25 protein-coding genes and 2 tRNA genes are annotated in these 25,318 nt (G+C 39.1%); 20 read left to right on the forward strand and 7 right to left on the reverse strand.

Annotated features, from left to right (window positions below):
• Nucleotides 1-297 precede the first annotated feature (297 nt).
• The 13 genes from cydA to ACPEH5_RS04320 all read left to right on the forward strand — a co-directional run bounded on the left by cydA (nucleotide 298) and on the right by ACPEH5_RS04320 (nucleotide 9,516).
• Entirely contained in the window at nucleotides 298-1,866 is a 1,569-nt protein-coding gene (gene cydA / locus ACPEH5_RS04260) for a cytochrome ubiquinol oxidase subunit I (RefSeq protein ID WP_042848286.1), read from the forward strand.
• Nucleotides 1,867-1,879: 13 nt separating this feature from the next.
• Nucleotides 1,880-3,019 carry a cytochrome d ubiquinol oxidase subunit II gene (gene cydB, locus ACPEH5_RS04265; RefSeq protein ID WP_042848285.1) on the forward strand — a complete coding sequence of 380 codons (1,140 nt, stop codon included), beginning with the start codon at nucleotides 1,880-1,882 and terminating at the stop codon, nucleotides 3,017-3,019.
• An 11-nt stretch (nucleotides 3,020-3,030) separates the two neighbouring features.
• Nucleotides 3,031-3,144, forward strand: a complete 114-nt coding sequence (gene cydX / locus ACPEH5_RS04270) for a cytochrome bd-I oxidase subunit CydX (protein WP_004909083.1) — start codon at nucleotides 3,031-3,033, stop codon at nucleotides 3,142-3,144.
• 5 nt (nucleotides 3,145-3,149) lie between these two features.
• Nucleotides 3,150-3,437: a cyd operon protein YbgE gene (ybgE, locus tag ACPEH5_RS04275; protein ID WP_042848283.1), complete on the forward strand. Its 288-nt coding sequence runs from the start codon at nucleotides 3,150-3,152 to the stop codon at nucleotides 3,435-3,437.
• Between the two features lie 134 nt (nucleotides 3,438-3,571).
• Nucleotides 3,572-3,967, forward strand: coding sequence for a tol-pal system-associated acyl-CoA thioesterase (gene ybgC, locus ACPEH5_RS04280; RefSeq protein ID WP_042848281.1), 396 nt, complete (start codon nucleotides 3,572-3,574; stop codon nucleotides 3,965-3,967).
• Nucleotides 3,964-4,647 carry a Tol-Pal system protein TolQ gene (gene tolQ, locus ACPEH5_RS04285; protein ID WP_042848280.1) on the forward strand — a complete coding sequence of 228 codons (684 nt, stop codon included), beginning with the start codon at nucleotides 3,964-3,966 and terminating at the stop codon, nucleotides 4,645-4,647. Before ybgC ends, tolQ begins: the two co-directional genes overlap by 4 nt.
• A 17-nt stretch (nucleotides 4,648-4,664) precedes the next feature.
• On the forward strand, nucleotides 4,665-5,087 hold the full coding sequence (tolR, locus tag ACPEH5_RS04290; protein ID WP_004256786.1) for a colicin uptake protein TolR: 423 nt from the start codon (nucleotides 4,665-4,667) through the stop codon (nucleotides 5,085-5,087).
• A 51-nt stretch (nucleotides 5,088-5,138) separates the two neighbouring features.
• Nucleotides 5,139-6,257 carry a cell envelope integrity protein TolA gene (gene tolA, locus ACPEH5_RS04295; protein ID WP_042848278.1) on the forward strand — a complete coding sequence of 373 codons (1,119 nt, stop codon included), beginning with the start codon at nucleotides 5,139-5,141 and terminating at the stop codon, nucleotides 6,255-6,257.
• 145 nt (nucleotides 6,258-6,402) lie between these two features.
• Nucleotides 6,403-7,695: a Tol-Pal system beta propeller repeat protein TolB gene (gene tolB / locus ACPEH5_RS04300; RefSeq protein ID WP_042848275.1), complete on the forward strand. Its 1,293-nt coding sequence runs from the start codon at nucleotides 6,403-6,405 to the stop codon at nucleotides 7,693-7,695.
• 45 nt (nucleotides 7,696-7,740) lie between these two features.
• Nucleotides 7,741-8,238: a peptidoglycan-associated lipoprotein Pal gene (pal, locus tag ACPEH5_RS04305; RefSeq protein WP_004909091.1), complete on the forward strand. Its 498-nt coding sequence runs from the start codon at nucleotides 7,741-7,743 to the stop codon at nucleotides 8,236-8,238.
• A 22-nt stretch (nucleotides 8,239-8,260) separates the two neighbouring features.
• Nucleotides 8,261-9,043, forward strand: coding sequence for a cell division protein CpoB (gene cpoB, locus ACPEH5_RS04310; protein ID WP_042848272.1), 783 nt, complete (start codon nucleotides 8,261-8,263; stop codon nucleotides 9,041-9,043).
• A gap of 287 nt (nucleotides 9,044-9,330) precedes the next feature.
• A tRNA-Lys gene (locus ACPEH5_RS04315) sits at nucleotides 9,331-9,406 on the forward strand.
• Between the two features lie 34 nt (nucleotides 9,407-9,440).
• Nucleotides 9,441-9,516, forward strand: a tRNA-Lys gene (locus ACPEH5_RS04320).
• 464 nt (nucleotides 9,517-9,980) lie between these two features.
• On the opposite strand, the gene ACPEH5_RS04325 is transcribed toward ACPEH5_RS04320, so the two are convergent.
• A complete protein-coding gene (locus ACPEH5_RS04325; protein ID WP_129466779.1) occupies nucleotides 9,981-10,850 on the reverse strand; it encodes an aminoglycoside 6-adenylyltransferase in 870 nt (289 codons plus the stop codon).
• Between the two features lie 403 nt (nucleotides 10,851-11,253).
• Here ACPEH5_RS04325 and ACPEH5_RS04330 point away from each other — a divergent pair, with 403 nt between their 5' ends.
• The 5 genes from ACPEH5_RS04330 to ACPEH5_RS04350 all read left to right on the forward strand — a co-directional run bounded on the left by ACPEH5_RS04330 (nucleotide 11,254) and on the right by ACPEH5_RS04350 (nucleotide 17,423).
• Nucleotides 11,254-12,093 (forward strand): hypothetical protein, encoded by an 840-nt coding sequence (locus ACPEH5_RS04330; RefSeq protein WP_166696852.1) that lies wholly within the window; start codon nucleotides 11,254-11,256, stop codon nucleotides 12,091-12,093.
• Between the two features lie 675 nt (nucleotides 12,094-12,768).
• Nucleotides 12,769-13,809 carry a quinolinate synthase NadA gene (gene nadA / locus ACPEH5_RS04335; protein ID WP_042846632.1) on the forward strand — a complete coding sequence of 347 codons (1,041 nt, stop codon included), beginning with the start codon at nucleotides 12,769-12,771 and terminating at the stop codon, nucleotides 13,807-13,809.
• An 85-nt stretch (nucleotides 13,810-13,894) separates the two neighbouring features.
• A complete protein-coding gene (pnuC, locus tag ACPEH5_RS04340; RefSeq protein WP_042846630.1) occupies nucleotides 13,895-14,617 on the forward strand; it encodes a nicotinamide riboside transporter PnuC in 723 nt (240 codons plus the stop codon).
• A 366-nt stretch (nucleotides 14,618-14,983) separates the two neighbouring features.
• The gene (gene aroG, locus ACPEH5_RS04345) at nucleotides 14,984-16,039 is read left to right on the forward strand and encodes a 3-deoxy-7-phosphoheptulonate synthase AroG (protein WP_048606384.1); all 1,056 of its coding nucleotides are present in this window, start codon (nucleotides 14,984-14,986) and stop codon (nucleotides 16,037-16,039) included.
• Between the two features lie 361 nt (nucleotides 16,040-16,400).
• Nucleotides 16,401-17,423 (forward strand): hypothetical protein, encoded by a 1,023-nt coding sequence (locus ACPEH5_RS04350; RefSeq protein ID WP_281110670.1) that lies wholly within the window; start codon nucleotides 16,401-16,403, stop codon nucleotides 17,421-17,423.
• Nucleotides 17,424-17,486: 63 nt separating this feature from the next.
• Here ACPEH5_RS04350 and ACPEH5_RS04355 read toward each other — a convergent pair whose 3' ends face one another.
• The 5 genes from ACPEH5_RS04355 to modE form a co-directional block, all read right to left on the reverse strand.
• A complete protein-coding gene (locus ACPEH5_RS04355) occupies nucleotides 17,487-18,227 on the reverse strand; it encodes a hypothetical protein (RefSeq protein WP_042846627.1) in 741 nt (246 codons plus the stop codon).
• Between the two features lie 178 nt (nucleotides 18,228-18,405).
• Nucleotides 18,406-19,158, reverse strand: coding sequence for a 2,3-diphosphoglycerate-dependent phosphoglycerate mutase (gpmA, locus tag ACPEH5_RS04360; RefSeq protein WP_042846626.1), 753 nt, complete (start codon nucleotides 19,156-19,158; stop codon nucleotides 18,406-18,408).
• Between the two features lie 181 nt (nucleotides 19,159-19,339).
• Complete coding sequence (locus tag ACPEH5_RS04365; protein ID WP_281110669.1) at nucleotides 19,340-20,167, reverse strand: CPBP family intramembrane glutamic endopeptidase; 828 nt, start codon at nucleotides 20,165-20,167, stop codon at nucleotides 19,340-19,342.
• A gap of 200 nt (nucleotides 20,168-20,367) precedes the next feature.
• Nucleotides 20,368-21,837: a molybdate ABC transporter ATP-binding protein ModF gene (gene modF / locus ACPEH5_RS04370; protein WP_048606391.1), complete on the reverse strand. Its 1,470-nt coding sequence runs from the start codon at nucleotides 21,835-21,837 to the stop codon at nucleotides 20,368-20,370.
• A 139-nt stretch (nucleotides 21,838-21,976) separates the two neighbouring features.
• Complete coding sequence (gene modE, locus ACPEH5_RS04375; RefSeq protein WP_206227060.1) at nucleotides 21,977-22,765, reverse strand: molybdenum-dependent transcriptional regulator; 789 nt, start codon at nucleotides 22,763-22,765, stop codon at nucleotides 21,977-21,979.
• Nucleotides 22,766-22,980: 215 nt separating this feature from the next.
• Here modE and ACPEH5_RS04380 point away from each other — a divergent pair, with 215 nt between their 5' ends.
• Entirely contained in the window at nucleotides 22,981-23,133 is a 153-nt protein-coding gene (locus ACPEH5_RS04380) for an AcrZ family multidrug efflux pump-associated protein (protein ID WP_004256731.1), read from the forward strand.
• A gap of 90 nt (nucleotides 23,134-23,223) precedes the next feature.
• Here the strand turns inward: ACPEH5_RS04380 and ACPEH5_RS04385 are convergent, their stop codons facing one another.
• Complete coding sequence (locus ACPEH5_RS04385) at nucleotides 23,224-24,255, reverse strand: ElaD/SseL family deubiquitinase (protein WP_166685368.1); 1,032 nt, start codon at nucleotides 24,253-24,255, stop codon at nucleotides 23,224-23,226.
• Nucleotides 24,256-24,533: 278 nt separating this feature from the next.
• Here ACPEH5_RS04385 and modA point away from each other — a divergent pair, with 278 nt between their 5' ends.
• Complete coding sequence (gene modA, locus ACPEH5_RS04390) at nucleotides 24,534-25,310, forward strand: molybdate ABC transporter substrate-binding protein (protein WP_306804601.1); 777 nt, start codon at nucleotides 24,534-24,536, stop codon at nucleotides 25,308-25,310.
• Nucleotides 25,311-25,318: the final 8 nt, after the last annotated feature.

A 25,318-nucleotide genomic window follows, 5' to 3' on the forward strand; every position in this document is an offset into this window, starting at 1 on the left:
TCTAGCTTTATTTGTCGAAATTGCTTAAATTGGTGCACGATCAAATACTCTATTTTCTATTAAAGGGTATAATTATTGATGTAAATTCAGAATTCAAATCTGAGTCACGTAAAAGAAGTTTATTGTATGTGAAGATAGGCGTACTATTATTATAGTATTGTTCTTTCTTTTGGTTTTGTTAATTATTTGTTGTTTTGAGGCATTTTTTGCTGGTAGTTAAGAGGCTTTCTTCGAAATTTAATCTGGAAGCTGGGTTGCCGCAAGTCGGTGTCTTCCTGCTAGGAGCAAGGAGTCAAGATGTTTGATATTGTCGAACTGTCACGATTACAGTTTGCCTTAACTGCAATGTATCACTTCCTGTTCGTGCCATTAACGCTCGGTATGGCGTTTTTGCTTGCGATCATGGAAACGGTATATGTGCTGTCTGGCAAGCAAATTTATAAAGATATGACTAAGTTCTGGGGTAAGTTATTTGGTATTAACTTCGCCCTAGGTGTTGCAACGGGTCTGACCATGGAATTCCAATTCGGGACTAACTGGTCTTACTATGCTCATTACGTTGGAGATATCTTCGGTGCGCCTCTGGCAATCGAAGGTTTGATGGCGTTCTTCTTAGAATCTACTTTTGTTGGTTTATTCTTCTTTGGTTGGGATCGTTTAAGCAAAACTCAACACCTTGCTGTAACATGGTTAGTTGCTTTAGGTTCTAACTTCTCTGCTTTGTGGATTTTAGTGGCGAATGGTTGGATGCAAAACCCGATCGCAGCTGACTTCAACTTTGAAACAATGCGTATGGAAATGGTTAGCTTCTCTGAGCTAGTCTTAAACCCAGTTGCGCAAGTTAAGTTTGTCCACACAGTGGCTGCAGGTTATTGTACTGGTGCAATGTTTATCTTAGGTATCAGCTCTTACTACCTACTTAAAGGTCGTGATGTTGCTTTTGCTAAGCGTTCTTTTGCAATTGCTGCTAGTTTTGGTATTGCTGCGGTTCTATCTGTTATCGTTCTTGGTGATGAATCAGGTTACGAAATGGGTGACGTTCAGAAAACTAAACTCGCTGCGGTTGAAGCTGAGTGGGAAACCCATGCGCCTCCAGCTGCATTTAACTTAATCGCTTGGCCAGATACTGAGAAGCAAGAAAACAAGTTTGCTATCTCAATTCCTTGGGCGATGGGTATCATTGCAACTCGTTCTGTTGATACGCCAGTATTAGGTCTGAAAGATCTAATGAAACAACACGAAGTTCGTATCCGTAACGGTATGGTTGCATATGGTCAATTACAAGAACTGTTAGCTGGAAATAAAGATCCTGAATTGCGTGCTGCATTTGAAGCTAGCAAAAAAGATCTCGGTTATGGTCTTCTGTTAAAACAATACGCACCAAATGTTGTTGATGCGACAGAAGCGCAAATTCAAAAAGCAGTAAAAGACAGTATTCCTAACGTAGGGCCTCTGTTCTGGGCATTCCGTATCATGGTTGGTGTTGGCTTCCTGTTGTTATTAATTATTGGCTGGGCATTCCTGTCAGTAGTCCGTAACAAAATTGGTCAAAGCAAACTGCTGTTACGTATTGCACTGTTTGGTATTCCACTACCATGGATTGCAATTGAATCAGGTTGGTTCGTTGCAGAGTATGGTCGTCAGCCTTGGGCAATTGGTGAAGTATTACCGGTGTCGGTTGCTCATTCTAATTTAACGACCCATGACCTGATCTTCTCTATGGTATTGATCTGTGGTCTGTACACACTGTTCTTAATTGCTGAAATGTTCTTAATGTTCAAATTCGCTCGTAAAGGGCCTAGTAGCCTGAAAACTGGTCGCTACCACTTTGAACAGAAAAACACTTCTGCACACGACGTTCAGTAAATAGGAGCCACTTATGTTTGATTATGAAGTTCTTCGGTTTGTGTGGTGGATCCTTATCGGTGTATTACTGATTGGGTTTGCTGTCACGGATGGCTTTGACATGGGCGTTGGCTTCTTATTACCTATTTTAGGTAAAACAGATACCGAACGCCGTATCATGATTAATGCCGTTGCACCGCACTGGGATGGTAACCAAGTTTGGTTAATCACTGCGGGTGGTGCGATGTTTGCTGCATGGCCACAAGTCTATGCGGCATCATTCTCCGGTTTCTATATCGCGATGATTTTAGTGTTAGCTGCTTTGTTCTTCCGTCCGGTGGGTTTCGACTACCGTTCAAAACTGGAGAACCCAAAATGGCGTAACATGTGGGACTGGGGTCTGTTCATCGGTGGTTTCGTTCCACCATTAGTTATCGGTGTTGCATTTGGTAACCTATTATTAGGTGTCCCACTGCAAATTGATAACCAACAGTACTTAACCTATACAGGTAACCTGTTTGGTCTGCTGAACCCATATGGTCTGTTAGCGGGTGTGGTTGGTTTAATGATGATTGTTACCCAAGGTGCAACTTATCTGCAAATGCGTACCACTGGCGAGCTGTACCTACGTGTACGTAAAGCAACCTATATCTGTGCGTTAGTCACACTGTTAGCGTTTGCGGGTGCTGGTGTTTGGTTAGTAATGGGTATCGATGGCTATGTTATCACTTCAGCGATTGATCACCATGCGGTATCAAACCCACTGAATAAAACCGTAGAGGTTGTTTCAGGGGCTTGGTTGACTAACTTCAATACTTACCCAATCCTGTGGGCTCTGCCTGCACTGGGTTTAGCGCTGCCACTACTGACTATGCTGTTCAGTAAAGCAGACAAAAATGGTTGGGCGTTTGTGAGCTCTTCATTAACTATCGCTTGTATCATTTTAACTTGTGGTGTAGCAATGTTCCCATTCATCATGCCTTCAAGCATTATGCCAAATGCAAGCTTGACCATGTGGGATGCAACATCTAGCTTGTTCACACTGCAAGTCATGACAGTTGTCGCGGCTATCTTTGTTCCAATCGTACTGGCATACACCGCATGGTGTTACTACAAAATGTTTGGTCGTCTGGACAAAAACTTCATCGAAGGCAACAAGCATTCACTGTATTAAGGAGCATAACTATGTGGTATTTCGCCTGGATTCTCGGCACGCTGTTAGCTTGTAGTTTTGCAGTGATTGCAGCACTAGCATTAGAGCACTCTGAAGACTCTAAAGCAGCTAAAGATGGTGAGTAAATAAAATGCTGGTGGATAAAACCTATCAGCTATTGGATAAGGGGCCGTTAAGGGCCCTTATCCTTATTTTAGCTTTAGTTACAGCTGGTGCAGTGATGTGGGACCCATCTCTATTTGCTGCAAAAACCAGTTCATTCCAAATTTGGCAAGGGCTGTTATTAATTTGGGCAACTTGCAGTGCGATGATTTTTGGTGTTGGTTTCAAACCCCAAAAAGTCATTTGGCGTGCGATTTTCCATCCATTACCTGCTGCCATCATTCTTATTTGGGGACTTTTACAAGTCTTTAGATAATTCTAATTGCTAATTGTGGGTCAATGGACCCATAATTATTTTTGATATCTTTACTTTCAAAGTGATTCCAAACTGGCACTGTCTTGCGTATAGTGGCACCGTTAGTTAATTTAACCTAAGACGGAGTGGTTGTTATGTTATTTCGCTGGCCAGTTCGCGTGTACTATGAAGATACAGACGCGGGCGGTGTAGTTTATCATGCACGTTATTTAGCATTTTTTGAGCGAGCAAGAACCGAAATGTTGCGAAATAAAGGAATCAACCAACAAAGTATGCTTGCTGATAACCTTGGTTTTGTTGTGCGTAGCATGACAATTGATTTTGTAAAAGGGGCAAAGCTAGATGATCTGTTGGAGGTTGAGACGCAAATTGTTGAAATGAAACGTGCCTCATTAACTTTTCATCAAAGGTTAGTTGATTCACAAGGTAACCTGCTTTGTGGGGCTAATGCCCTAATTGCTTGTGTGGACACATCAAAAATGAAGCCGATTGCGCTTCCTAAGTCTATTGTCGCGGAGTTTAAACAGTGACTGACATGAATATCCTGGATTTATTCCTTAAAGCGAGCCTTTTGGTTCAGCTCATTATGTTCGTTTTGATCGGTTTTTCTATTGCATCATGGGCCATTATTATTCAAAGAACGAAAATTTTAAATGCTGCAACCCGTGAGGCGGAGGCATTTGAGGATAAGTTTTGGTCAGGTATTGAGCTATCGCGCTTATATAAAGAAAGCCAAGCTCGCCGTGATGAATTGAGCGGAGCTGAACAAATTTTCCACTCCGGTTTTAAAGAGTTCGTTCGTTTACATCAGGCAAATATTCACGCACCAGATGCGGTGGTTACTGGTGCATCACGCGCGATGCGTATATCAATGAATCGTGAATTAGAGTCAGTAGAAGCACATATCCCATTTTTAGGTACTGTTGGTTCGATTAGCCCATACATTGGTTTATTCGGGACAGTATGGGGAATTATGCATGCGTTTATTGCTTTGGGTGCGGTAAAACAAGCAACATTACAGATGGTTGCTCCGGGGATCGCCGAAGCACTTATCGCAACCGCGATAGGTTTGTTTGCAGCGATTCCTGCGGTTATGGCTTTCAACCGCTTGAACTTACGAGTCAATAAGTTAGAGCAAACTTACGATAACTTTATGGAAGAGTTTTTAGCCATCTTGCATCGTCAAGCATTCTCTGCTGATAAGAAATAAGTTGAGGAGATAAGCGAATGGCGCGCACTAGTCGCAGACGTGAGCTGAAATCCGAAATCAACATCGTTCCACTGCTGGACGTTTTGTTGGTGCTGTTACTGATATTTATGGCAACGGCACCCATTATTTCCCAGAGTGTGGAAGTTGAATTACCGGATGCAACAGATACACAAACCGTATCATCAAGTGACAACCCACCTATAATTTTAGAGGTGTCGGGTGTTGGGCAGTATAATATGCGGCTCGATGGTGAGGTATTAGAATTGCTTCCACCAGAACAGATTGCTGCTGAAGCGAAATCACAATTAGAGAAAAACCCAAAAGCGATTTTCTTAATTGGTGGTGCAAAAGAGGTGCCTTATGAAGAAGTTATTAAGGCTCTGAATATTTTGCACAGTGCAGGGATAAAATCTGTCGGCTTGATGACTCAGCCTATCTAGGCTGGGTTGTTGTGGTTTGAATAAGTCACAATTCTTTTTTTGGATACCAGAGTGGGAAAGTCAAAAGAGAAAAAAGATAACCTAAACCGTTCATTAGTGATGTCTGTTGTATTGCACATCATATTGATTGGCTTGATTGTTATAGGCTCTTTAGTTTCCGTCGTCAAACTTGGTGGTGGCGGGGAAGAAGGGACTGTCATCGATGCGGTGATGGTCGACCCTGGCGTGGTTGTTGAGCAATATGAACAAATGCAAAAACAACAAAACATGGTCAGACAAGCAGCTAAAGAGCGTAAAGAGCAAGAACAAAAACAAGAGGCTGAGCTAAGAGAGCAGCAAGAAAAGGAACAAAAACGTCTGCAACAGCTTGAACAAGAGCGTATCAAAACTGAACGAGATACCGCTAAGCAACAAAAACAAGCTGAAGAGCAACAGAAAAAAGCATTAGAAGCCGCTAAAAAAGCCAAGGAAGAGCAAAAAATAGCGGAAGAAGCTGCCGCGAAAGCGAAAGCTGAAAAGGAAAAATTAGTTAAAGAGCAGGCAGCTGAAAAGGCGAAAGCTGAAGCTCAAGCTAAAAAAGAAGCCGAAGCGGCTAAAGCTAAAGCAGAGAAAGAAGCTCAAGAAAAAGCAGAAAAAGAAGCCAAAGAAAAGGCTGATAAAGAAGCTAAAATAAAAGCAGACAAGGAAGCTAAGGCTAAAGCGGATAAAGAAGCGAAAGAGAAAGCAGATAAAGAAGCGAAAGCTAAAGCAGCGAAAGCGAAAGCAGAGGCGGCAAAAAATGCGGCTTCTGTAGATGATTTACTCGGCGATTTAACTGCTTCTGGGCCAAGTAAACAGGGCGGCCAAGCTTCTGCTGGAACTGGTGGCGGTAAAAAATCAGGGGCCTCAAACGCAGATGTTGATAACTATGCAGGTAAGGTAAAAGCGGCAATCCAAAGTAAGTTCTATGATTCAGATACTTATCGTGGGCGGACTTGCGAATTGCAATTGGTGCTCGCACGGGATGGCGCTTTGATGGGGATTAAACCTAAAAATAACCCGACGAACGACGCTGCGTTATGTGATGCGGCAATTCGAGCTGCGAAGTTAGCTTCGATGCCAAGACCCGATTCAGATAAAATTTTTGAAAGGGTTAAGAGGGAAGGTATCGTCGTCGATTTTAAACCTTGATTTAAGTAAGTCAGAGCTATCTGTATTGAAAAATCTATCGCATTAGAATAAATAGTTTGTGTGGTATCTAGTTTTGTTATTATACCTTTGTTAAAATTCAGCGAATTATTGCGGTGGTAAACAATCCGTAGTAAGGGAGACAAGAATGAAGCAGGCTTTTAAAGTAGTTTTAGGGTTCCTAATGCTATGGGCGACAGTGGCTCAGGCTGAAATACGTATTGAGATCACTGAAGGTGTTAATTCAGCTCAACCGATTGGTGTCGTACCCTTTAAATGGACAGGTGCTGGAGCACCCCCACAGGAAGTAGGCCAAATCGTAGGTTCTGATTTACGTAATAGCGGGAAATTTAACCCTATTGAACCAAGTCGTATGCCTCAGCAACCCGGTACAGCCTCTGAAGTAACTCCAGAAGCATGGACTGCATTGGGTATTAATGCAGTGGTTGTAGGGCAAGTGCAGCCAGCCGCAGATGGTAGCTTTGTTGTCAGCTATCAACTGGTTGATGTTGCAGCTAACCCAGGTGCTGTTTTATCTCAGAACCAATATAAAGTCACTAAAGAATGGTTACGTTATGCAGCTCATACTGCAAGTGACGAAGTCTTTGAAAAACTAACCGGTATTCGTGGTGCATTCCGCACGCGTATTGCTTATATTGTGGTTAACAAAGGCGGTCAGTATCCATATGAATTACGAGTTTCTGACTACGATGGGTTTAACCAGTTTACAGTTCATCGTTCACCAGAACCTTTAATGTCGCCAGCATGGTCACCAGATGGCGAAAAACTCGCGTATGTCACTTTTGAAAGCGGTAGTTCAGCGCTTGTTATTCAAACTCTTTCTACAGGAGCAGTCCGTCAGGTTGCATCATTCCCACGTCACAATGGGGCACCTGCATTCTCTCCTGATGGGACAAAACTGGCATTCGCACTGTCTAAAACAGGCAGCTTGAATTTATATGTTATGGACTTAGCGAGTGGGCAAATTCGTCAAGTAACAGATGGTCGTAGCAACAATACTGAACCAAGCTGGATGCCGGATAGCCAAACTTTAGTCTATACTTCAGATCAGGCGGGACGTCCGCAGATTTATAAAATGAATATTAATGGTGGCAGCCCTGAACGTGTTTCTTGGGAAGGAACACAAAATCAGGACGCTGATGTTAGTCCGGATGGTACTTTCTTAGTGATGGTCAGCTCCGGCGGCGGTCAGCAACATGTCGCCAAACAAGATCTGGCAACGAACAACGTTGAATTTTTAACGAAAACGTTCCTAGATGAAACGCCGAGTATCGCACCTAACGGCACTATGGTAATTTATAGCTCCTCTCAAGGCTTGGGGACTATATTGCAGCTAGTTTCGACCGACGGGCGTTTCAAAGCGCGTCTTCCGGCTACCGATGGACAGGTAAAATTCCCTGCCTGGTCGCCGTATCTGTGATGCATAATAATAATGTGTGGCAAAAAAATATTAAGGATCAAAACGATGCAACTGAATAAAGTGCTTAAAGGGCTGATGATCGCATTACCAATCATGGCAGTCGCAGCTTGTAGCTCTAACAAAAACAATGACCAAGATGGCGTAGATACTTCTACTAACCAAACTAACACTGGTCTGTCTGCGGAAGAGCTGGCACGTCAGCAAATGGAACAGCTGCAACAAAACAACACTGTTTACTTTGGTTTCGATAAATACAACGTATCTCCAGAGTATGCGGAAATGTTAGATGCGCATGCAGCATTCCTACGTAGCAACCCATCTGTACGTGTTGTTGTTGAAGGTCATGCGGATGAGCGCGGTACTCCAGAATATAACATCGCGCTGGGCGAGCGTCGTGCTAATGCAGTTAAAATGTATCTGCAAAGCAAAGGTGTTTCTGGTGACCAAGTTTCACTGGTTTCTTACGGTAAAGAAAAACCAGCTGTGTTAGGTCACACTGAAGCAGACTACGCGAAAAACCGTCGTGCAGTCATTGCATACTAATAGATAAGAGAAATTATCTATTATGAACAGTAACTTCAGACATCTAATTGTAGGTCTGTCGTTATTGGTTGGCGTAGCGGCCCCTTGGGCCGCTATTGCCCAAGCGCCAATCAACAATGTCGGATCTGGTTCAACAACAGACCGTCTTACCCAACTTGAGACTGCGGTTAATTCTCAAGGCCAAATTATGTATCAAATCCAGCAACAGCTTGCCGATAACCAACGCGACATAGATATGTTACGTGGTCAGATTCAAGAAAGTGAATATAAATTGAATCAAGTTATTGAGCGTCAAAAAGATTTGTATATGCAATTAAATGGCTCGGGTGACGGCAATTCTGCCAATACAGGTGAAACACCTGACACTAGTGCATCAAATGCATCTTCTTCAACTACACCTGCTGCATCAGCTAATACAGGTGGAAATGAGAAAGATGATTATAATGCGGCAGTTAAGCTTGCAATGGAAAGCAAATCAAAAGCCCAAATTGATGGGGCTATTAATGCGCTTCAAGGGTTTATCAAAACCTACCCTAAGTCTGGGTATCAATCTAACGCCAACTATTGGTTGGGGCAGTTAAACTACAACAAAGGCAGCAAAGATGACGCGGCTTTTTACTTTGCAACTGTAGTTAAGCAATATCCTAAATCTCAGAAAAGCAGTGAAGCTTTATATAAAGTTGGGCTGATCATGCAAGACAAAGGGCAAAAGGATAAAGCAAAGGCTGTTTACCAACAGGTGTTAAAGCAATATCCAAACAGTGCAGGCTCAAAATTAGCAGAAAAAAAGTTGAGTACACTTTAATTACTAACCCCGAAGCAATATTGCCGAATATTTCGGGGTTATCAGTATGATAAGTGCGCATTCAATCTATTTTAGTAAAAAAAACATTGCACCATCGTCAGAAATCAGTAATATAAGCCGCCGTTGATACGAGAATACGGTTAGCCGAAAACCTCGAGATACCAAAAAGAAATATAGTTTTAGATGGGTCGTTAGCTCAGTCGGTAGATGATTGAGTTTTATTAAGATGGTTGCAGGTTCAACCCGAAGGGTAAGAAGCTGTGATTAGTTAGAAAAGTTATATAGATGGGTCGTTAGCTCAGTCGGTAGAGCAGTTGACTTTTAATCAATTGGTCGCAGGTTCGAATCCTGCACGACCCACCATCTAAAAGAAACAAACAATTCAAGCAATTCAGATGGGTCGTTAGCTCAGTCGGTAGAGCAGTTGACTTTTAATCAATTGGTCGCAGGTTCGAATCCTGCACGACCCACCATCTTAACAGCAGTTCAAGCCAATTCACTACCCCGTAAATACTCAGTCGGCAATCCATACCTCGGCAAGCTGGTTGCAGGTTCAGGCCGCAGGCTAAATTCGCAGAATTTAAATCCTGCACGACCCACCATCTCAACAGCAGTTCAAGCCAATTCACTACCCCGTAAATACTCAGTCGCCAATCCATACCTCGGCAAGCGCGCAACGGTTCTAGGCATACCTTTAAAAAGTGCATGAATTAGTTAGTGACTTAAATATGACTGAGATAAACTGAAAAGTGACAAGATAAAAAAATAGCCCCTGGTGTTGGGGCTCAAAAGGGATGGTTTATTTAACTGAGGGTAACTCTTGTATACAGTTATACCGTTAAATGAGTCATCTTTTGAAAGTCAAAATAAAAGAACTCATTGTTTTGTAAAGATAGTCATTAAATCGCCTTTTTTTGCTGTACTCTACGCTAATTAATTATAATCCTTCAGGTAGCAAGCCATTATCTTGTAAAAAGCCAATGACTAACATTTGCATTTTTTTTGCTAAATTATGCGCAGGAGAAAAGCCCTGTAACTTGGCAAGGTCGATACTCACCTCATCAAAACAACGCATTAAACATTGCAATGACAAGGCAGCTTTTTCTGAGGTACTGCAATTAAAAATGATTTCTAGTGCCTGTATGTACTTTTGTGGCATCCATTCATGGTACTTACGGCCATTATACCAAACATGCTTACCTTGTATGGTTACAAGGTGCTCAAGTAGCGTTAAGAAATAGTGCTTCATATCGGCACTTCTTGACCATGCCACCCATAATTCTTCACGGGTTAGTGCTATGGCGACTTGATGGGCTTCGTGCCAAAAGTCTGTGACAGTTTGTGAAAACTCAGTCTCTGTTAACGGTGTTGGTGCTAAAGATAGCAAATTGGCATCTTTTGGTAGCCCTTCAGTGATCCCAGTTTTATCTAACAAAACAATAAACCCGCGAGAGAATGTCGCATCTAACCCCTCACGTTTCATTTTATATAAGCGTTCAGGCTCAGCAAATGTGAAATCAACTTTGCGACCTTCCTCGTATATAACTAAACATGTCGGCCAATCTGGTGCGTCCTCTTCTTGATTGAGTAAATGTAGAACTGCTAAAGAGGAGCCAAAATGGTCAACCCAATGTTTTTGGTTAAATATTTCTGTCACACCGTGACCGATTAACTCAATGTCAATGTCGGAGTAATTATCAACATCTTGTTCTCTTCCTCGTGAGCCTGTGAGTACCACAGCTTCGATTCTTGGGTCGAGTAATGAAATGGATATAATTTTATTTATAATAGATACAGGTAATTCCATAACTGGCCTAATTAAATTTGATAAGAATGGCTACGATACCGATAAAATGAGTGAAAAGCTAAAGGACAAACGTAAAAAGTGTAGAAAAGGCACGAAAATGATTAAAGTCTATGCTTAGTAAGTGAAAAACGAAGGTTATAGAGCAAAGTAGAGGAGACCTTATAGTATAGTCATCTCAAGTATTAATGTGGACTTGTTGAAAAAGTGATATGGTTTTTCTCGACTATTCGCATTTTTACGAGAAAAATTTACATTAGGATAATGCATGACTTAAATTGAATTTAAGTCATGTATATAATTTAAAATTATTCTTCTTTATTTAACATAATAAAATAAAATTTGTATTTTATTTTAGGTTAATATAATTTAATCAGTATCATGTTTTTTTTCAAAAGGAATTGAAATGAATGCTATTTTTCAGGGGAGCAATACTCAGGAAGATCGTAAAGAGGGTATTCGTGGAAGGAATAAAAGTTATTTAGAATTGAAGGAGAATTTTGAATATATCTATGAAAAAATACCAGCTTATTATAAAGAACTAAAATCATTAACTGAAGAAATATCAAATCTAAAAGAAACAATCGATAAACATGATGTAGCTAATGAATATATTGATAGGGTTAATGAATATATTGATAGAGTTAAGGGGGGATTGGACACATATATGGAACTAAAAGGTAAGTTGGAACCTTATCTTGATGAACCAGTGAAAATAAAAAATATTCCATCAGAGATAACAGGAATCTATAGTAATGTGGCATTAAGTATTCGTAATTATCCTACTATTAACTATTCTTTGTATAGGTTGCCATCTAAGTTTAAACAAAAATCCCCAAAAAAAACAAATCAAGCTAAAGATTATACATTAGATTTCCATACCTCTTTGGCCAAAATAAGAGAGCCAGTAGCATTAATATCTAGAAAAATAAATGAAATAAAAGATTATGAAGAAACAGGAGGGAAAGTTGGTGAGTTTGTTGAATATAAGCCTAAAATAATGACTGAAAATTTGGGTAATACTGATACGCCAAATGATAGTTTAAAAAAAGAATCATTAAAACAAGACAAATCAATCAAAGATAAAGATATGGAGAATTTAGGTTTTTATAATGAAGGAATTAAATTGATAGAAAATATTGTTAGTTTATATAGCAGTGAACAAGCATTGTTAAATAAAATAAGTGATAATATAAATATTAGTAATGGTGCTAAAGTACTAATTTCATTTCTACCTACAATGTAACTCGGCGGGTGGTGAAAATAAATTTTTACTCTACTTGTCGTGGTATTGAAGTCACATAGCTAATTTAGCCACCTGAATAGAGGAGGTATTATACACCTAAGGGTTTATAAGTAATATTATGGCAAAGTAAATTAAAACTTAAAGCCGCCTAACTAATCATTACCACAACTTTCTGCGGTTGATTTGCCTGTGCTCATAACATCAGCGTTGGTAAATCAATCACAGATAAATGGGGATGGCAGCCCTGAACCATTCTAGATATCCCAAAAATGCGTCAGTATCATCATATTAGAGCATCAAGTGAAGCAATGAGTTCTAGTTACTTCAATATAATGGCAGTTTAAAACTGATGAATCAGAACGATTATTTTGCGATATGCTAAAACTGTAGTCGAATTTTATAGTTCACTGCAATTCTTACCAAAAGTACAAGTGTAATGACCAATCAAGTAGAGCGTTATCGGCTTCTATCTAATTAAAGAATAATTTTCACTTTTATATCTTTTAAAGAAAAGCAACCGTAAGGGGAAAATGATGCTTGATAACTGAAAAAGGGTGGAGACTTCTTTCGTAAAGTGGGGTATCTTGTTTAGTATATAAAACAAAAAGCGGCTAATTTTGCGGTCTTAACTTATTTGAAGCATTAAAATCGCTTTATGCTAAACAGAGGCAAGAAATGAGCGTGTTTATCGATTTTGATCAGTCAGTATATCCATTTCCAGCAAAACCGGCACTATTAAGCTCGGATGAAAAAGCATTTTATCGCCAACGGATCAAATCTCTTTTGGTTGAAAAAAATGCAGTTATTGTTGCGCACTACTATACAGACCCAGAAATCCAGGCGTTAGCGGAAGAAACGGGGGGCTGCGTTGCTGATTCATTAGAAATGGCACGTTTTGGGGCTAAGCACCCAGCTTCAACTTTAGTCGTGGCTGGGGTAAAGTTTATGGGGGAAACCGCTAAAATACTCAGCCCTGAAAAACACGTATTAATGCCAACTCTAGATGCCCAATGTTCTCTTGATATTGGCTGCCCAGAAGAAGAGTTTATTCGTTTTTGTGATGCACATCCGGACAGAACTGTTGTCGTTTATGCAAATACTTCAGCAGCGGTCAAAGCGCGTGCCGATTGGGTGGTTACATCCAGTATTGCGGTAGAATTGATTGAGCATCTTGATAGCTTAGGTGAAAAAATAATTTGGGCTCCAGATCGTCATTTAGGTCGCTATGTACAGCAACAAACAGGGGCTGATATTTTGTGCTGGCAAGGTGCGTGTATTGTTCATGATGAATTTAAAACACAGTCATTGGAAAAAATGAAAGCGCTTTACCCAGAAGCAGCAGTGTTAGTTCATCCTGAGTCCCCACAAGCTATTGTTGACCTTGCTGATGCCGTCGGGTCAACAAGTCAATTAATCAAAGCGGCACAAGCACTACCTAACCCTTCAATGATTGTAGCGACGGATAAAGGCATTTTTTATAAAATGCAGCAAGCATGCCCTGATAAAGCGCTATATATTGCTCCAACTGCTGGTGAAGGCGCAACATGTCGTACTTGTGCACACTGTCCATGGATGGCGATGAACGGGTTACAGGCAATTGCAGAGGCTCTAGAAGGCCATACTCAAAATCATCAAATTGAGGTAAGTGCAAGTTTACGCGAAAAAGCATTGCTGCCTTTGAATAAGATGCTAGAGTTTGCCGAGAGTCTAAAATAAAAATAAGTTAGCGTGATATGTTAGCTATATTCTAATTCAGTACTGAGCAATACAACATTAACTATCAATCATAAAGGGTTTTGGGATGGATTTCTTTAGTACAGCCAATACATTAGTGCAAATCCCACTTTGGGGTTCTGTTTATGATTTGTCTTATATTGAAGCGGTGGGGACGGTTGCAGGGCTGCTCTGTATCTTACTGGCTAGTTTTGAAAAAACGATTAACTATCTATTTGGTTTAATTAATGTTTCATTGTTTGCTGTCATATTTTTTCAAATCCAATTATATGCAAACCTGCTCTTACAGATATTTTTCTTTGTTGCGAATATTTATGGTTGGTACGCATGGACCCGAGTGACCAGCTCACAACAAGCGGAGTTAAAAATTCGCTGGTTGAGCTTCCCAAAAGCCATGGTCACACTCGTGGTTTCTATTTTAGCTATCGTTTACTTAACATTTAATATTGATGCTGTATTTGGTGTGTTAGCGATATGGGCCGTTGAATTATTGAATTTATTTGGCGCAAACTTAGCAATGCCAGCCATAGAACCAGATGCATTTCCATTTTGGGATTCTGCAATGACAGTACTTTCGGTTGTAGCAATGATCTTGATGACGCGTAAGTATGTTGAAAACTGGTTATTGTGGGTCATTATTAACGTGATTAGTATCGTGATTTTCTTTATTCAGGGTGTTTATGCAATGTCTTTAGAATACTTAATTTTATTAGGTATCGCGGTTAATGGCTCTAGGCTTTGGATAAAATCAGCCAAAGAGAACGGCTCCTCACCAATATCACGAACTTAACCAGAAAAAATCGCTTAAAGCGGCTAAAGTGACATTATCGTCGTTTAGCCGTTTTAGTTATTTTTTGCTCTGTAAAATCGGTATTTAACCTATTTATCGTGCTAAATATCAACATTAAACCTCATTTTATAATCAGCCCACGGTAAAACCATGGTTTTATCGTGCGTTTGCCTGTTTACAGACGTCGGTTGAACAGTTAGATTAAAAATTCGATGCTAATTATCTTTTCAATTTTCAGTTAACTTTTGAAGCGCAGTGAAGGCTTTCATCTGCTTGCTTAATGCTTTGCTCTAGCGCGGGTAACTTGAAGAAACTTGGCATGCAAATCAACGACAGTAAAAAATAATAAACATTGGATATACGGGTATGAACTATCAGAACGATGACGTCAGAATTAAACAAATAAAAGAATTATTACCACCAATTGCTTTACTTGAAAAATTTCCAGCAACTGATAAAGCTGCGTTTACCGTTCATGAAGCACGACTTGCAATCCACAATATTTTAGCGGGTAAAGATGATCGTTTAGTGGTGGTGATTGGCCCTTGTTCTATTCATGATACTAAAGCGGCTTTAGAGTATGCAGAGCGTTTAGGTAAGCTACGCGAAGAATTAAAAGATTCACTTGAGATTGTCATGCGAGTGTATTTTGAAAAGCCGCGTACAACTGTGGGTTGGAAAGGGCTAATTAATGACCCTAAAATGGACCATAGCTTTGATATTAACGAAGGTTTACGTATAGCTCGTGAATTATTATTAACGATCAATAACCAAGGTTTACCTACCGCAGGTGAATTTTTGGATGTGATTAGCCCTCAGTACGTTGCTGATTTAATGAGTTGGGGAGCGATTGGTGCTCGCACCACTGAATCACAAATTCACCGTGAATTAGCATCAGGTTTATCCTGTCCTGTTGGCTTCAAAAACGGGACAGATGGGACGATTAAAATTGCGATTGATGCAATAAACTCTGCCCGTTCAGCCCACTGTTTCTTATCAGTTACCAAATGGGGGCACTCTGCGATAGTCAATACGAGTGGTAACCCTGATTGCCATATTATTTTGCGTGGCGGGAAAGAACCCAACTACAGTGCTAAGCATGTAAAAGAAGTCTGTGCAGGTTTAGAAAAAGCCGGCTTAGCACCCAGTATTATGATCGATTTTAGCCATGCGAATAGCTGTAAACAATTTGAAAAACAGATGGAAGTGGCTACCAATGTAAGTGAACAAATTAGTCATGGTGACCGCTCAATTACAGGTGTTATGATTGAAAGTAACCTTGTAGAGGGTAATCAAAATTTAGAGTCCGGTGAGCCATTAATTTATGGTAAAAGTGTCACTGATGCTTGTATTGGATGGGATGATACAGAAAAAGTATTACGCCAATTAGCAGATGCAGTGATTACCCGTCGTAACAAGTAATCAAGACCACGTTCACTCAATAAAGTTAAAGCGAGTTTATTTATTAAACTCGCTTTTTTTATGATATCAATCCATTTAAGTTGGGTTAGCACCTTAAATAAAAACTATCGGTTTTGCAGATAGAATCAAAGGGTTGTACCAAAAAACACCTTACCATTACAATATAGATGTTTTTATTAATATAATTTTATATTAATTCATTGTTTAATATTTTTTCCCTTTTTTTAATTTTAAGTGATTTTTCTGTTGAATTCTTTTATTTATATAAAATAAAAATTTGTTTTTTTTATAGTAAAGTAATAGCTTGTTATTTTATGGATGCAAGGATATCACCTGTAAAACTAACATAATGGAGTATGAAATGATTATTAAGAAAGAAATTAGAGAAGAATTAAAATATCAAACGACTAAGTATAAAAAATCAGATGGTATCACGGTTGATCTTGGTTATTCTAATTCTAAGAATTTTATGGAGAAAGTAAATTATGAAATTAACTTAAATTATCAATTGTTAAAATCACTAAAAAAATCAGATTCACTCTATGAGTCCATTAAAGAAAGAAAATATAAAATAGGGTTAATGATAAAAAAGTATGAGGTTAAAAATAAAAATTCTCAGGGTAATGCTAAAGAATTGGAATCAAAACTAAATACGTTAAAAGTTGTTTATAAACATATAGAGAAACTTAAATCGGCTCATGGGTATTATCAGAGTATGATTTATGCAATGAAGGAATATATTGTAGAAAAGGATAATAGAGTTGATATGTATAAACAGTTAATGGAGGTCGATGAGATAATTAAAAAAGAGCCAATTTGTGTAGTTGATGAACTAGATAAAAATTTGGTTGGTGAGTTTAACTCAACTCTACCTAATGAAAATATAAAAGGGTTAGAATATAGTGAAGTTAATTTATTAACTAACACATATAAAGAGCTAGTTGATAACTTAAATGAGTTTTTGAATAATATTCAATCGTTTGAAGAAAATGAAATATATGATGGTGTTGATTTTATCAGTGACCTAGATGGCACCAGAAAAATGATTCAGAAATATAATAAATTAATCTCGAAAGAGAACGCGGTTTCACAGGGTAAAAAAAGAAATACAGAGAGTGAAAGTAAAATTAATGTCATGAAACAGGCTCGTGAAGATTTACAATATAGAGTTGTTCATACTGAGGATGCTTTAAAAAGATATTCTATTGAAGCTCAATATATGTTTTTTGTAGAAAAAGATTTTTCTAGTGATTCAATGAGCTTAGTTTGCGCTGTGGCTGTGTTTAATGCTACTAATACTATCTTGATGGAGGCGATGAATATAAATAATTTAGTTCCTAGATTATCAACGCTGACGCCCTTGAGCCCTATAAAAGTATTTTAAGTCATTATCCCCTTTACCTACATATTAAAGTAGGTAAAGGGGACGAATAAATTGCAGTCTCTTTTACTTTGGTATTTTGGCTAATAGTTCTTCTAGTTTCTTTTGCTCTTCAGGGGTTGCATTTGCTGGAGTAGCGGTTAGCTGCAATACCTCATTTGATGTTTGCACATTAAAATGCACTTTCCCTTTTTCACCCTTGGTATAAGTAACGTCTTTTAGTGGAATACGGTAACAATGAGCGAAAATATTTGGGCGAATATACAAGTGTGCATCTTTAATGGCTAAATAAACGCTATCAGCTGCTTTCTTGCCAAAATAACCAAGGAAAATGGTTAAGACGAATAGAAACATACCTAAACTTTGGCTAAGTAAGATAAAGGCAACACTGATAATACCTAGAGCAATGACAACAATACGATTATTACGTTTATTAAACTCGATTTTTGTTGCAAAGTCGATATTGATGGTGGTATCGAATGGCTCTAATTGGCGATAACGCCAGCGGATCGCAGAAAAAATCATCCCCATGACAAACACTATTGTGATAGGCATGAGTGCAACGCTACTTATGATAGCAAGGCCAATGGCGAGCCTTGGTTTATATTTCATGACCATCATGCTGACAATTTGAATAGGAAAGCTGATGCAAGCAATCGTCATCAAGGTTTTCATTAATTCATGGTTTGCTGCACCATTTGAACCATCAATGGCGAGCTCACCTGCATTGATCATATAGAGGAGTGAGCCCAAAATACTCGCGCTAAGAACCAGCCCTACCCACACGTAAATATTAAATTTGTTCATTTCTTTGCTCTATGCACCTTTTTATGTGTATTTCCCTATGATAATCCGTTATTCCTATTTCTAACACTAACTGTTTGTATTTTTTATTTTTGATAGAGGGGGAAATGAAAGGTATTTTGAAAAGAAAAAGGGATAAGCAAACAGCTTAACCCTTTCGTATTATAGATAAAGTAAGTAATTACTTCGCTTTACCTTGGTTCGCAACAGCTGCTTGTTTAGCCGCGATTTCGTCTTGGTTACCTAAGTAGTAACGTTTGATAGGTTTCATGTTCTCATCGAACTCATAAACCATTGGTACCGCAGTTGGGATATTCAAGTTCAGAATTTCATCTTCACCCATGTTATCCAAATATTTAACTAAGGCACGCAGAGAGTTACCGTGAGCTGCGATGATCACTTTTTCACCGCTAGCAACGCGAGGTTTGATCACTTCTTCCCAATAAGGAACAACACGCTCGATAGTGGTTGCTAAGCTTTCAGTAACCGGTAATTCTTTTTCAGAAAGTTTTGCGTAACGTGGGTCATGGCCAGGATAACGTTCATCGTCTTTAGTTAAATCTGGTGGAGTGATGGCAAAACCACGACGCCACAGTTTAACTTGCTCATCACCATATTTGGCCGCAGTTTCTGATTTGTCTAAGCCTTGCAGAGCACCATAATGACGCTCGTTTAATTTCCAGCTTTTTTCAACTGGCAGCCATTGCTGTTCAACTTGATCAAGGATGTTCCATAAAGTATGGATAGCGCGTTTTAGAACTGAGGTATAAGCGAAATCAAAAACAAAGCCTTCATCTTTTAGCAGTTGGCCTGCAATTTTTGCTTCTTCACGACCTTTATCAGACAGTTCTACATCAGTCCAACCTGTGAAGCGGTTCTCTTTGTTCCACTCACTTTCACCGTGTCTTACTAAAACCAGTTTAGTTACAGCCATAGCTAAAACTCCTATCAGTACACTCAAATTAAAAATGAATTATTGCTGACCTACATTATAGGGATAGTCAACTCGAACGCTAGTAGCAACTTACGTTTTATCGAAACCAAATCAAAAAACGGATAAACAATGGAAATATTCAAGCCATAATTTGGTTTGTAAGGGGAAAGTTGCCTTTTTATTATCCAGTTACCATTTTTACAGGGTAGGTAAAAAATAACAGATGAACTAAATTTAACCCGAAGTGAATCGATACAGCAAGCCATAATTTTCCACTCCACATCCATGCTAAGCCATAAATTAAGCCTGCAATGGCCGCAAAGAGAATTAAGAGTGGGCCGCCGGCAAAATGCACCCCACCAAATAAGAGAGCTGTAAGTATTAAAGCAAGGTAAGGGGAACCGAACCATTGGGTGAGTCTTTGTTGTAAATAACCACGAAATAGCGCTTCTTCAGCTAGTGAAACAAAAAGTAGATTACAGAGCACAAAAACAGGTAACCAACTAGGAAAATGCCATTCAAAGGCTAATCCGCCAGCAGTAGTCGCGACCACCAATAAAAGAGGCACAGAAATAACCAGCAGTACCCATTGAACTTTAGTTGCATGCTTGGCTGGATGGCAGACAAATAACGTTGGTAAGCAGGCGAGTAAAATAAAAGGGACTAATGTCTTATCAAAATTAAAATACATAGTAAAAGGGGCGCTATGTGTGCCTACGGTGACTTTATCGAGATATTTCAGGTTATTAAACCCAGGAAATAAGTGAATAAATAGCCCTATAGCACAGGCAATTAACACAATCTCACTGCTTATTTTCAGCGCTAAATGGTGTTGGTAGTGTATGCGAATAAAAGAAACGGCTGCGACAACAATACAAAGTAAAAGGGCCGGCCAACTCATAATTCCAGACAATACTGCGGTAACAACCCCAAGCAATAACAGTATGAATGAAATCAATCGATGCGTAGCAAGTGTTGCAAGTGAAGAGGCTAATATTAACCAAGCCATAAATAATACCTATATTAATCTTTAAACTATTATGGGCGGCAGAGTTTAATCATTTTTAATGAGTTTGCTAATCGTAAAGAATTAAAAATATTATTAATAATCAATTCATTATATTATTATTTTGGTGGTTGGTTGGTTAATCACTAGATTAACTTCGCCAATAAATCCGAAATAGAGCTTATTGGCGAAGTGATCAAATTTTAAAGTTCATCAATTTCGTAGCGGTATTTTCCGCTATCAGGGACGAAGGTTAACCGGTGAGTAATACAGGCTGGAGCATCTTCTTGGTGGTGAGTGACAAACAGTAATTGTGTGTTGCCTTGGCTTAGCATGACATCAATAAACCTAAGGACTAACAAGCGGTTCAACCCATCGAGCCCCTGTAATGGTTCGTCTAAAATTAGCATTGCAGGGTGTTTGACCAGAGCACGCGCAATTAAGACTAAACGTTGCTGCCCCCAAGACAGGCTATGGAAAGGTTGCTGTGCAGTTTGGGCTGAAAAACCTAATAAGGTTAACCATTCATTAGCTAATTGAATTTGACGGTCAGACGGGGCTTGATATAAGCCGATGGAGTCATGAAAGCCAGATATAATGACATTTAGTACACTGGTTGCGACCCGGTACTCTTGATGGATACTGTTACTGACATAGCCTATATGGCGTTTGATATCCCAAATTGTTTCTCCTGTACCTCTGCGACGGCCAAATAAGGTGAGGTCATTACTATAGCCTTGTGGGTGATCCCCTGTAATTAGGCTTAATAATGTGGATTTTCCCGCCCCATTTTCGCCAATAATCTGCCAATGTTCATTTGGGTTAACTTGCCAGTTTAGGCCATGCAAAATAGGTTGGTCGTTATAGCTAACAGTCCCATTCTTCAAAATGATACGAGGAACAGTATCATCTAGTTTTTCATCAGCAGTCGGATCTTCCGTTTCGGGAATCGATAGTAATTTTATTTTTTCACTGTGCTGTAATTGGTTAATTAGCGTGTTAGCGAGTACTGACTCTTTATCTCCTGAAAGGGACAGTTTGCAGTCCGCGACGACCCCCATTTTTTCAACAAACTCAGGGAGTTCGTCAAAACGGTTTAAAATTAAGATTAAAGTTAAGCCTTTTTCAGACAAACTATAGAGTAATTCACTGAGGTTGCTTCTGGAATAGACATCCAGACCATCAAAGGGTTCATCAAGGATTAATAAGTCAGGATTACCCATTAATGTTTGACATAACAATACCTTGCGGGTTTCCCCTGTTGAAAGGTATTTAAAGCGACGGGAGAGCAAGTCACTGATGCCAAAGCGAGCAGCAAGCTCTAGGCAATATTCATTATCTTTATGGTTAAATTGAATAATCTCAGCCGCAGTATATCCAGTGTCTTCTTCGTCTTCACTCAGCATATCCGTATTATTACGTTGCCACTCTTCAGTAATAATTTTCTGTAACTGTTCAAAGGAAAGGCGGACAGGGGAAAGAAAGGTATTGGTGACAATACCAGAAAGGGGTTTTAGTTCATTAGATAGCACGCGAGCTAAAGAGGATTTACCGCTGCCATTGGAACCAATAAAAGCCCAGTTTTCACCTTTTTCAATATTGAGTTGTTGAATTTCAAGTGTTTGTGTTTCACTGAGCTTAAAGCTGCCATGTTGTATAGTTATTGAGCTCATTAAGCTTCCTTATCATCATTTATTTACCTTGTCATCTATCACAAATAATCAGGATTGAAGATAAAGTCAACAACTGTAGGTGGGAGGATGAAAAAAAGGTAAATGCTTACTTACTTATTTGGTAAGTAAGCAGCGGTGGTTAGCACAGGGTGGCAACAATAACTTGGTCTGCATTAAATAAGGCAGTGATAGCATCATTAACATTGAGTGACAGTGTATCAACCTCGCTATTTGGCAGGGTTGAGCAGAGTGTTTCCCCGCCAGTCAGGGTTACAATAACTTCACTATTATCTTTACCACGTTCTAACATGGTAATTTTACCTGCTAAACAGTTATCGAACTCGGTTGCTTGTGGTTGTTTGCTTAGTTTTACCCAAGGCGCTTTAATGAGAGCAAGTACTTCTTTACCTTCAACTAACCTCAAACGGTTAGCACTTTGTTCGGTTAATGCTGCATTAATCACGGTACTATTGTCCGCTAAACGAATTTGTACATGCTGTTGAACTTGCATGTGGTCGCGAGTGATAAGGGTGCCAAAAAATTGATTACGGGCGCTGGTTTGTAGTGAAAAGCGAGAAATCGCTGCCAGCAGGCTGTCTAAAGGTAGGTTATCTTCTTTTAAGACATCAAACGCTTTTTGTTGGATCTGAGCTAATAAGTCATATAACTGGAGCAGTCTTTCACCATAATGGGTTAATGTCGTACCGCCGCCTCCTTTGCCACCGGTTGCTCTGTCGACTAAAATATCATCGGTGAGTTGGTTCATCTCATTAATGGCATCCCAAGCACTTTTATAACTGATACCTGCAAGTTTGGCCCCTTGGCTGATAGAACCCGTCGCTTTAATTTGTTTGAGTAGCGCGATACGGCGTGGATCAGCGAATAAACTGCCTTGCAATTTAAGTGTGAGTAAGATTTCTGCCTGCATATTTTTCTCCCTTCCGGCTTGGTTGGTGGTGACAGAGGTAAAAAGCACGTTTAGTATGTCGTTAGTATAATATTTTGTCTAAAATAGTCTCCATTATAACGCTATTATGCGTTATTATTTTGATTTGATTTATAATCAAAAAATTGAGAGTCGAATTTCCCTCGTCAGCGTATCTTGTAGGCTGGTGGGTACAGTATCACTGAAGAGGCTTTTTTATGTTAGAATTGATTAAAAGTTTAGGTTTCGCCCTGATGATGGTTCCTGTTGTGATGTTTTTAATCATGGGCCTGATTTATGGTCTTGGTGCGTTTTTTAACTTGTTATCTAAAGCGCATGTGCCACATCACCACAATACAGAGAACAAGTAACTTTTAGCGAGTTTCTTTTCTGACGGATTATAAAACTCCCTGATAGCTTAATGAGTTATCAGGGAGTTTTTCGTTTAATCAAGTTCCCCTCTATGGATATAATGTATCATGGTAATTTCCATAGAGTTGTCTGCGGCTAGACTGGTTAAATTGTTGTTGTTCTGCTAAAGGTAACGCTAAAAAATTATTTTTGAAATTTTTCAGTGTTTCGACATAATTTTTTGTTGCTGTTTCAGCGAGTTGTTTAACGGCTTCAATGACAAAAAGGCCACAGCCATTTGGCACATTTTCTTGGATATTCCCTTCAATATATTCAATGTCGCTCTGTATTCCAGCTTCTTTAGCGCATTCTGTTATAGTTTGCTTAATTTCCGATGGTAATTGATGGTATGAATTAAAAACAAAGCTTTTAACTTTATTGTCAGTGACGTCGTGATAGAGCATAAATAGCACCCAATGAGCCCCTGTATTTATTGGAAATATTTCGGGCTTATTTAGAAAGTTGCTTTGTCTTTTTATTTCCTCAATAGTTGTTTTTAGCAAAGCCGCGTTGTCCTCGCTGATATCTAAAGGGTAGTTAACTGAAAATAAAGCTAAATAATCATCACTGATTAAGTTTGAATAAAGCTCATCACTTTGCTGCATTCGGTTATCACACCATAAATTACTCTCAGCGAGTGGTTTCGGCGCTGCCGGTTTTATATTATCGGGTTCCATAAATAAACGCGTTAGGCTTAATTTATCTGCAATATTGTTTAATGCGGAGCCAATGATATACAGTAATTTAGATGGTTTAGACAATACGGCTTGGTGATGTGCTGATTGATATAAAACTTTGCTCGTTTCTTGTATTTCTTTATCTACACCTTTCTTCGCTGGCAATTTTCCGCTAAATAAATCAAACAAGATATTTTGTGCTTGTTTTCCTACACTGTCTTGTCGTAAAGCTAGGTTATGTAATAAATCAATACTATTTAAGTTCCCTTCTCCAGACGATTTAGCTAAAGAATCTAAGGTTTCTTGGGGAATATCTTTGTCAAATAGCCCATAAAATTGTTGAGTGGTTAAGCTGCCTGAGTAATGAGCATTAGTTGGAGAATGTACTGTAGGTTGAATTGCCATATTATCTCCTTTGCTTTTATATACTTGTAAAAAGTTGAATGAAATATTCAAAGACACACGATTTGTGCCGATAAAGTTATAAGGGAAATAAGTTATAAACTATACAAAAACGATTCTTCTTAAACTAAAAACATGGCGTGTCTCTTTACCATTTAGGATAACATGCAGAAAAATTACATCATTTCTTGAGCCAGCACACTTTTATCACGAGTTTGACTTTAAGTTATCGCTGTATCCTGATATATATAGCGTGTTGATTAATACTATGGTGAATAAAAATGAAAAAAGGTTTGGTATCACTTCTCGCGGGTGCAACACTGACACTCACTATGGCTAGCCATAGTTTTGCTGCGGATAAAATAACGGTTTTCGCAGCTGCCTCATTAACTAACGCGCTGAATGAAATCTCTGAGCAATATAAGCAAGAGGCGAAAGTAGACGTTGTGGCATCTTATGCCTCTTCTTCAACATTGGCGCGTCAAATTGAGCAAGGAGCACCTGCTAATCTATTTATTTCTGCTGACCAGCAGTGGATGGATTATGCAATTGATAAAAAATTGATGGTGGATGATACTCGTTATACATTATTAGGTAATGAATTAGTGTTGATTGCACCAAAAGATTCTAAATTGGATAAAGTGGAAATCAATAAGCAAACAGATTGGAAAAAATTATTAGATGGCGGTCGTTTAGCCGTTGGTGATCCTGATCATGTACCTGTTGGTATTTATGCTAAAGAAGCATTGGGTAATTTAGGAGCATGGGAAACGGTTGATCCACTGTTAGCGCGTACTAACAATGTCCGCAGTGGTATGGCACTAGTTGAACGCCAAGAAGCACCTTTAGGCATTGTGTATGGTTCTGATGCGGTCGCTAGCCAAAAAGTAAAAGTGGTTGGTGTATTCCCTGCAGATACGCATAAACCTGTTGAATACCCAATGGCAATAGTTAAAGACCAAGATAATAAAGCGACTCGTGATTATTATGAGTATCTGAAAACTCCAGCAGCTTCTGAGGTTTTTAAACGTTATGGTTTCGAGCCACGTACCAAATAAACATTAAG

Source organism: Providencia sp. NPDC089933 (genome assembly GCF_049545585.1).
GTDB classification, from domain to species: domain Bacteria; phylum Pseudomonadota; class Gammaproteobacteria; order Enterobacterales; family Enterobacteriaceae; genus Providencia; species Providencia huashanensis.